General features: G+C 35.2%; 1 protein-coding gene. It reads left to right on the top strand.

Annotation, left to right across the window (positions count from 1 at the left end; genetic code table 11):
- Window positions 1-60: 60 nt before the first annotated feature.
- Complete coding sequence (locus AC1DRF_RS29475) at window positions 61-999, top strand: DMT family transporter (RefSeq protein ID WP_043982511.1); 939 nt, start codon at window positions 61-63, stop codon at window positions 997-999.
- Window positions 1,000-1,010 lie beyond the last annotated feature (11 nt).

Here is a 1,010-nt window from a genome sequence, read left to right as displayed (position 1 = left end):
GTGTTTTACGCTCCACGGAAGAAAATAGGCTTAACTTTAAAAAAGAAATAAGGTGAAACAGTGATTTCTAAATTAACCCGTATTCATGTACATCTTTTGTTCTGTCTATTAGCCGTCATCGGGGGAACGACATGGGCTTTTCAAAAGACTGGATTAAAGGATAGCTTGCCTCTATGGTCAGCAGGTATGAGGTTTTTAATTGCTAGTTTAATAATTGCCCTCTACCTCTTACTCACAAAAAAAATGGCCGTTTCAAAAGAAGTAGTAACCATTTCAGCATTAAACGGAATTTTGTACTTTGCTCTACCGTTTGGTTCTGTTTATTGGGCATCCGTTTATTTGCCAAGCGGGCTTGTTTCCGTTTTAGCTGCCAGCATTTCAGTGTTTGCTCTTTTATTTAATCGCTTATTYAAAGGAACACCAGCTACAAAAGGACAAAAGCTAGGTGTAGTCATGTGCTTAATTGGTATGAGCGTTGTATTTGGAAATCAGCTGTTTATACAGGGAAATGTGATTCAAATAGTAGCCATGATCGTCATTTTAATGGCTATGCTAGGTTCTGCTTTTATAACTGTTCAAGTTCAATCTCGCATAAAATCCTTGCCTATTATGACCTTTAATTCTTTTTCGATGCTAAGTGGAGGCGCTTGTTTACTGATTGTTAGTCTATTTGTAGAAAATGGAAACCGCACTTTCTCTGGGATTAGTCTTATCTCATTATTATACTTGGCCATTATAGGGTCGGTCGTGGGGTTTTCTATTAATATTTATTTATTAAAAAAATGGCATATATCAAAAGCAACGGCGCATTTATTTATTTCACCGGTTATCGCCTTATATGTAGGATTTGTCTTTTTAGGTGAAACATTAAACAAACAGGTCTATATAGGTACAGCGTTTGTAATAGCAGGGGTTATATTTATTAACTTGAAAAAGCAAATAGAGAAAAACACAAATAATTCTACTCTTAAATCATCTAAAAATATTTCTGCTAAGTAGCTGTTCTAAAA

The sequence above is a fragment of the Priestia sp. P5_B4 genome (genome assembly GCF_056400385.1).
The sequence above is the reverse complement of the archived record's forward strand: the minus strand, read 5'-3'. Positions and strand labels throughout refer to the sequence as shown.